This window comes from Nitrosospira sp. Nsp11 (assembly GCF_900142705.1).
Classification (GTDB): Bacteria; Pseudomonadota; Gammaproteobacteria; order Burkholderiales; family Nitrosomonadaceae; genus Nitrosospira.
The window spans coordinates 78306-86340 of record NZ_FRBV01000013.1 but is presented as its reverse complement, the minus strand read 5'-3'; the positions used below and the strand labels follow the sequence as shown (position 1 = coordinate 86340).

Sequence of the window (8035 nt, the reverse complement as noted above, 5' to 3'; positions counted from 1 at the left end):
TTTGCTTCTCTTCACGTCATGCTCCTTTCCATTTAAGGTCAAAATCATGCCAGAAATTCTACTTTTAAATGGTACGGTTTTGTGGGGTAGGGTCAGGGAATTTCTCGAATTCGACATGGATCAGCATCGACAATTACAGCAATGGTGCCAGGAAATCGGGATCGGCTACTCGACGTCGGTCTGGGATCTTACCTCGGCAAGAGAAATTGCCAGCCTCAACCCGGAATTCATCAAGATACCCTCGGCATGTAATCTCAATTTACCCATGCTGCGGTATCTTGCTGATCATTATGGCGGCGACATTCACATATCCGTCGGCATGACGACCCCCGCTGAACAAGAGCAGATCGTGCAATTGATGGAGAAGTGCAGCGCCGCCGACCGAGTTGTTCTGTACGCATGCACGTCCGGGTATCCCGTTCCTTTTGATCAGGTCTGCCTGCTGGAGATACAGATACTCAAGGATAAGTTTGGCTCGCGCATCAAGGAAATTGGTTTCTCCGGCCACCATCTTGGCATTGCCATTGATATTGCAACCGTGGTTTTAGGCGCATCATGGATTGAACGGCATTTTACATTGGACCGGACCTGGAAGGGAACCGACCATGCCGCCTCGCTGGAACCGGACGGACTGCGCAGGCTCGTTCGGGATGTTCGTAATGTTTGCAAGACATTACGAGTCAAGGAAAATGAAATGACAGAAATCGAGCTTTCGCAGCGCGACAAGCTTAAGCGCGTGCAGGGAGTTCACTTCAACTGATGCGTTGGATAGCTCTCATGCCTCTGCATGGAAATTTCGAATCAATGCCGATTCTCCGAAATGCTACGCGCCAAATTGCGGGACGGCCATTATTCGTCTGGGTCCTGGAGCAGGCCATCGCATCCGGGTGTTTTGACACCATTTATGTCACTACTGACTCATCGGTGGAGATTCGAAAAAAAATATCCGATGAATTTCCGGCGGCTGATGAGACGATAAACGTTCTGGATTACTCCGCTGTCAAGGGTGACGGGAACATCGACAGTGCGCTGCTCGAGCTTCAACAAAAGATTCCTTTTGATGTCGTATGTATGGTTCAGGCCGCCTCACCCCTCACGCGGGCAGAAGACTTTCGCGCTGCCAAGAATAAGTTTCTTTCGGAAAGCCTGGATTCCCTTCTAACCGCCGTGCGGTCCAAACGCTTCTTTTGGACCCCGGCAGGCGCACCGGTTGATCATGACCCCGGGAAACGTCCTGCATTCGAGGATATTGAAGGGTATCTGGTGGAAAATGGCGCCTTCTACCTAACCGGAGCGAAATCGCTCAGAGATAACGGTTGCCGTTTAGGTGGCCGCATGGGTATCCATGAAATGCCTGCTGAGGCCTCAATTGAGATAACCGGTGATGCGGGCTGGACTGCTGTAGAGCAGCTTTTGTTGAAACAAAAACTGATGTCGGCCAAAGCTCGCGCCTTACAGGTTAAAGTTTTGGTGCTCGACGTAGACGGTACATTGACCGACGCCGGAATGTATTACGGACCCGCCGGTGAAGCACTGAAGAAATTCAATACGCGCGATGCCCATGGCTTGCAATTGTTGCGGGAAAACGGTGTCACCGTATGCGTTATCAGCACCGAGGACAGTCCGGCCGTCGCGGCCAGAATGAAGAAACTGCGTATTGACGAATATTATCCAGGTGTACAGAATAAGCTCCCGCTTTTGCTGGAGTTGACCCAACGCTGGGGAATTTCCCTTCAAAATATTGGATACGTCGGCGACGACCTCAGCGATCTGAAGTGTTTGAGTCGGGTCGGTAGCGCGTTTTGCCCAGCGGATGCCGTTCCAGAAATTCTGCGGCAAGTTCACTACGTTTGTAAGCACTCTGGCGGCCATGGTGCTGTCCGCGAGGTTTGCGATCTGATTCTCCAATCAAGCGAAACGATACCATACACGTCTGCTGAAGCAGAGGCATACTCCTGATCTCTGGCTTGCTTATACAATGCCCAATCCCGACGTCGACGTGTAAGCGCTGCTAGCGCATTACGCCTCGCCGCAATAATCTCCACGAAACCTTCAGGCCCCAAAGCAGCGGATGGCGTCGCAACAAGGGGGTTACCTCAACACGGACCCCGGTATGACGCTCGATTTTCCAGGCTGCATAATTAATGCTGTCATGGAAAGTAAACGCCGCCTTTGAAAGCCGTAGCACAGACAGAACTTTTCCCTGCCAGCGGCGTAATCGCCAACGCCGTAACGAGTGGCGCCGTTCTGCCACACCCGTTAAACGTCGATAATTCCCGTCCGGTAATACCTCCAGCGTTCCTGCTAATGCCGGTACGGCGCATCGGGTCAAGCGTGTGTAGTCATCCAGATTAAGCTCGACGAGCTGGCGGGCGCGCGTCGACCGCTCAGGCCGCAATTCCGCCGCATAGGTCTGGGTCAATCCGTTAGTCCAGATTGTCTCGGCACTCACTGCAGATGACTCCAATAAGGGAAGGCTCGATTTAAGAAATGTCACCACCGCATGGGCCAGCGCCTGGTTGACCCGCGTGCGAACCATTTCGTCACGCGCATACAGCAACCGGGAGGGCTGAGCAAAGCGCGCCCATAGATAGGGGTGAAACCAATGTTGGGTACCCTGCTCGAAATCCGCCATCGAAACCACCGCATACTTGGCGCGGAACTTCTTTTCCTGCGCGGATGCCTCGAGGAAAAATACGTTTGGCGGCAGCCATGCGTTGAGGACTGCTAGATAATGCTCTGGATAAGCTTCGCTGTAGCTGTTCACTACAGCGTAGAAATCCACCACCCCGTCACCGATCTCGTGAGAGCGCAGGCAAGATCCATAAAGAAGCACCGCTTGCAGCGATGATCCGAACCGGGATTTCAACGCGTCAACGAGAATAAGAAAATCCGCTGATACAACTTTTGAACTCAGCGAGGCCATTTCCGAGATCAAATCGTCCGGGAGCTGTTGATCGGGTACCGAGGTGTTGCTTGTCATATCATGAGTCTGCGTTTGCGCTATCCGCCACCAAAAAGCTGATCGGACCCGCCGCGGTAATACGCAACGGTCCATCTTGACTCGTCGCACGGTAGGATTCACCATCGACGATATAAACGTCATCCATCCGCAGCTCTAACACTTTGGTATTGGAGCTGTGATAGCCATTTTTTTCCTTGAGGAGGTCTCCGCGACCCGAAAGTAATTGAAACAATGAGCGTAAGGGACGCTTTGCCTGTTGGCGGACAAACGTCACATGCAACGGTTCCTGCTCCTGTCCCCAGTAGGGACGCATGCCGAACAGCAATCGATCGAGGGTACTTGTGAAGAGAAATGCGAAGGTGCCGCGGTACAACTCAATATCCTTGTCGATAATCGACAACTGAACCGGCGCCCATGCTCCGCGCCGCCGCCCTAAAATCAACCCGATAATGTATCCAACGGTGATGATAGCTGAATAAATTTCGCCGGTAATACCTAATTGTTTTATTTTGCTCTGGGAGAATACTACTGCCCGGGCAATAAGCCCGACACCGAAGAACATCCCATAAACCTTTGCCGCTCCACTTTGTTCAATGCACAGTACATGGCGCTCCAACAGCAATGGACGCGTCTGCTTCAGCAGATAGTTTCTCAACTGCTGAAGAATCGACTCCGGGCTGCCGCAAATGCCCAGATCCAGAGCCGTCATGTTGGTTGTTCCCCCCGGCACAACCGTTAACGCGGGCCACTTCGCAAGAGGTTGCGTGGCAAATAAATGGCACAACACGCCCTGCACCGTACCGTCTCCGCCAACAATTACCAGCAAATCGATCCCGGCATCCATAAAGGCATCCACCGATGCATTAATTTCCGGTGCGTTGGTGACTTCTCTGCAGACCGCGCCTGGAATCGCCGCAAGCGCTCGCCTTATTGCATCTTTGCGCTTGCGAATACGTCCGCTAAGAGGATTGAAAAGCAACCCGACCGCGGGTGCTCCAGACTTCAATCTATCCATGCGTGACTTTTCTATCATTTACCTTAACCGTTAGAGGGACAAAAATACGAACAGCGAGTTTTCCGTCATCCCGACCTGGCACGATTTCCTCAAACCATGATCGTAAAGGACCCTGAAACCGCCGTGCTTGCCAGCCCATCACTAATCGGACAGCAAGAAATGCCGTCGAGACAAGATGCCAGGCAACCACCGAGCAGAGACCAATGTCAGGCCTGTCTATGAACCAGCCGAACGTCAGCAGGAGGAGATTGGGATTACGCCGGGCAGTGATGAGCCGGCTAAAAGAATCCAACGGTCGCCAGATGAAGATATCAAACGATCCAACCCAGAATTGGAACGCTCCTTCACACAAGCGGCCGCCAATATAACCGATAAGTATCAACCAGAACAATACCGCCAAGGTGAATGGCGGCGTTAACGCTGTCGCCAGCCCTACACCCCAGGCAATATACCAGAGCGGCGGGTGAATGATATCGAGGCCGTGATCGAGCACATCCCCCAAGCGACTTGAGGTGACAGTGACTCGCGCCAATTTTCCGTCGACGGTGTCCAGAAAGGTCATCAGCCATCCCATCACCAGACCCGGTCCATAGTAGCTATGCCAGAACGCAACCCCGGCCAGTACGGCAAACACAAGGCTTAGCAGCGTAACGTGATTGGGCCGTATGCCGAAGCGTACGCAAAAGCGTACGGTCAAGAATGCGGGAACCGGCCAGAGCCATTTTGTCACGAGATCGGTCACGCCCTTGTAAGATCTTGTAAACAGTTCGGATTCGAGCATTTTCCGGTTATCATTGTTGATAGGGAAAACGTATGGAGGATCTCTTTTCTTGAGGTTTTGTCGGAGGCTTGATAAATCAAGATCCTTCAGCGCATAAAGAGGAAAATCGGAAAAAGTTCGCCCATCTCCTCCGTCTACGAAATTCGCCAGTACATGATGTACATCACCATTGATAACCCGGATCGCGACGGGTTGACCCTGGTTGCTGCCGAGCACAAGGTTTGTTTTTGCGTTAATCAACGCCGCCAATACCCTGCCATCGAATAGATGATCCGCGCGAAGCAACAATGCCGATGCATGCACCGGAATCTGCTCGGGGTCATCGACCAACCGGGTCTGCAAAGAGGGCTTTAACATGCGCTGCAAGCGCTCGCGGCCGCTCAAGCCCCAGATATTCGTCTCACTATCACCGACGATGTAGATGTAAACTGGCTTTGACATATTTCGGGTGTTTGTCTGATTGTGGTCTTGCTTTATAAATTTTGAACGGCCTCTGCGGAGCGCTTAGTCGCAACCGAGCAGGCCAAAATTGGAAAGACCGTAAAGCGTACATGAAGGCCGCGGATCGGCCTGAGAAGCCCAGACGTGAAACGCAATGAACGCCTGACACCAAAACCCGAAGGAAGATCAGCGCAATGAGATACACTCATCGGGCTCCAGGCGAGGCAAGCTGACACTATTTACGTCTCTTGCCTGAAGATGACATTATTCTCACGATGCCGTTGAGACATCCTCGCGCCCAGGAGAGACTTGCTCAAAATCTTTCATATTTATTTGGCTGGGGAAATTGTGCAGATTGTGGTATCACTAACACGGCGAAGATGATCAGAAATGGATGCGGTCTTTTAACCTAATGACGGAAAATAAGCAAGAAGCCCCTAAACCTAAATCCGGCAGTTGACCGCTTATTTGTCGATTAGGTGCTATAACGGAAAAGTATTTTTCGTACGCCGTGGGCATCACCTTTTTGAGCCCGCTACGGGGCGGATTGAACAGCTTTTTGCAGAACAGCGCTGCGTTGCAACTTTTTGGATGAAATGACCATTCCGCGTCGTCGCGCCTTGCTCTGCACCCCAAAAACCGCTCACTTCACCCCCGTCCAACTGCCAGATTTAGGTTAAAAAATTCGCCGCAACCAGAAACTCGCAAGAGCGATTAGCACCAACCCGGGCAATAGAGCGGTTAGCGCCGGGTTCAGGTGCCACAGCAAACCCACATTGGCAATAATCTGATCGAACAGGTAGACGCTGATACCGAGCATGGACGCAACGACAAGTCTGTTGGCAAGGCCGGCTCGTACCGATCCGAAAACAAACGGTATCGAAAGCAATAACATTGCAATTGTCGTCAATGCGCCGCCGACCTTCCGCCATAAGGCAAGTGCATACGCATCAGCCTCTTGACCGGTGGCGCGTAAAAAACGGACATGCAGAAACAACTCGATCGGCGAGAGACTCTCCGGGGGCTTCGTCAGCGTCGAAATATCATCCGGATTCAGAAATGATTTCCACTGCATCGAATTTGTGCTTGCGGATTTTATCTGATTTCCGGTAAAAGTTTTGGTGATAACGTCGTTAAATTCCCACAGATCACCATCGATGAAAACTGCATATTTAGCGTAGGTATAGGTTAGCAGAAAGCCATTGTCGTCAAAATGCATTAGCTCGACATCTGCTGCTTTCCCCGCATGCAGCATCTCACCGATACGCAATATACTTCGTTTGTCCCGGGTCCAGATACCCAGTTGCTTGCCAAGCGCGGCGCTCTTCTCAAGCGCAACGGCCCGCGACGAAATAGCCTTCTGCTGCAATTGGGGAGCGACAAATTGATCCAGTACCATAGTAACCAATAAAAGGACCAACCCAACCGCAAGTGGAGCAAGGCTGATACGGGTTGGGGACAGACCTGCCACACGCAACGCTGTCAACTCTGACCCGACCGCCATCCGACCCAATGCGACAACATTACCCAGCAACACGATGAAAGGCGCAAGCTGGATAAATCTGCGCGGCAACAATAATGCCGTATTCAGGAAGGCGTCCTTGACTTGATAGGTGCCCTTGCCGACATCACCAAGCTGATCAAGCAAGTCAAGAAAACCAAATAGCGGCAGGAGTATCACCGTAGCGATTCCCAGACCCATGACGATCTGGAACGCCAGATAGCGATTGATTATTGTCATCTGCGCAGAAATAACTTCTGCCGGAACCCGGTGGATAGCAGGCTGAACGCAAACGAGGCCATCAATATATAAAGCCACCAGACACCGGGTACTCTGCTGATAGTACCCTGCTCGACCCATGTCTGGGCTAAACCACTCAGGATATAGTAGATCGCGAAAACGGCGGCTGCGCCATAAAAAGACCTTTCACTTTTTCCCTGACGAGGGGAAGTACGGCTGAATGGCACGGCGATAAGGGCCAGGAGAATCGTAGCAATAGGACGCGAAATCCGCCATTGGAATTCGGCGATATCACGCGGCTGATCGGATTCCATCAACGTCGCCGTGGCTGTCGCCTTTCGTCTGTAATTCAGTATATTTCCGCTATCGGTAAAATAGACCAATTTCTCGAAGTGGACGACAGTATCCTTCGTTCCTGAATGCATGAGTCGGTAAATGGAACCGTCCAGTAAATGAATTTGGGGCCGTTGGCCCGCTATGGGTTCCTGCTGATAGGCCTCCTTGGCCACTATAATCTCGCTGATTCCATCTTTATTCATGTAGTGGAATACATCTTTCATTTGCTTACCGGCGCCATCCTTGGATTGAATGTAAACCACTCTGCCATTGCCCTTGCCTTTGCCCTCACTCCCATAAAAACGCCCAGCCTGGAATCGATCCATGTTCAATTCCGCCTCTGCCTGTGCGCTCATCATGTAACTTTCTTCATATGCCCAGGGACGCACGAATACGGAAAGAAGTCCGCTGGCAATTCCCACAGGAATGGCAACGATAAGAACAGCAAAGATTATGCGATTTTCGCTAACACCAGCGGAACGTAAGACGCTGATTTCCTGGTCTCTATATAAACGCCCAAGCCCCATGACTACCGCGACATACAAGGAAATCGGCATCAGCACTTCTAATGCGATCACCGTCTTAAGCAGCACAACCTTCAGCATGGCGCCAACGCCGAGCGACTCCGACATTGCCCCGGCCAGAAAATTGGCACTGCTGAAACTCGAAAACAATGTCGACAGGATCACGGCTATCACCGTAAACGGCATCAACAATTCCCGCGTGATGTATCGATCGATTATCTTCACGGATTTC

7 protein-coding genes are annotated in these 8035 nt (G+C 51.7%); 2 read left to right on the top strand and 5 right to left on the bottom strand.

Going from position 1 to position 8035, the window contains the following annotated elements; translation table 11 throughout:
* Together BUA28_RS12735 and BUA28_RS12730 are read left to right on the top strand one after the other, a co-directional pair.
* Positions 1-760 (top strand): N-acetylneuraminate synthase family protein (locus BUA28_RS12735; RefSeq protein WP_143148520.1); only part of this gene is annotated, 760 nt, incomplete at its 5' end.
* 44 nt (positions 761-804) lie between these two features.
* A complete protein-coding gene (locus BUA28_RS12730) occupies positions 805-1959 on the top strand; it encodes an acylneuraminate cytidylyltransferase (RefSeq protein WP_256598317.1) in 1155 nt (384 codons plus the stop codon).
* A 52-nt stretch (positions 1960-2011) separates the two neighbouring features.
* On the opposite strand, the gene BUA28_RS12725 is transcribed toward BUA28_RS12730, so the two are convergent.
* The 5 genes from BUA28_RS12725 to lptF form a co-directional block, all read right to left on the bottom strand.
* Entirely contained in the window at positions 2012-2983 is a 972-nt protein-coding gene (locus BUA28_RS12725) for a hypothetical protein (RefSeq protein ID WP_072768497.1), read from the bottom strand.
* 1 nt (position 2984) lies between these two features.
* Entirely contained in the window at positions 2985-3980 is a 996-nt protein-coding gene (locus tag BUA28_RS12720) for a diacylglycerol/lipid kinase family protein (RefSeq protein ID WP_256598316.1), read from the bottom strand.
* A complete protein-coding gene (locus BUA28_RS12715; RefSeq protein WP_072768495.1) occupies positions 3973-5202 on the bottom strand; it encodes a CDP-alcohol phosphatidyltransferase family protein in 1230 nt (409 codons plus the stop codon). The genes BUA28_RS12720 and BUA28_RS12715 overlap by 8 nt, the downstream gene beginning before the upstream one ends.
* Before the next feature lie 676 nt (positions 5203-5878).
* Positions 5879-6943, bottom strand: coding sequence for an LPS export ABC transporter permease LptG (gene lptG / locus BUA28_RS12710; RefSeq protein ID WP_072768494.1), 1065 nt, complete (start codon positions 6941-6943; stop codon positions 5879-5881).
* Positions 6940-8028, bottom strand: a complete 1089-nt coding sequence (lptF, locus tag BUA28_RS12705; RefSeq protein ID WP_072768493.1) for an LPS export ABC transporter permease LptF — start codon at positions 8026-8028, stop codon at positions 6940-6942. Before lptF ends, lptG begins: the two co-directional genes overlap by 4 nt.
* Between the last annotated feature and the right edge of the window lie 7 nt (positions 8029-8035).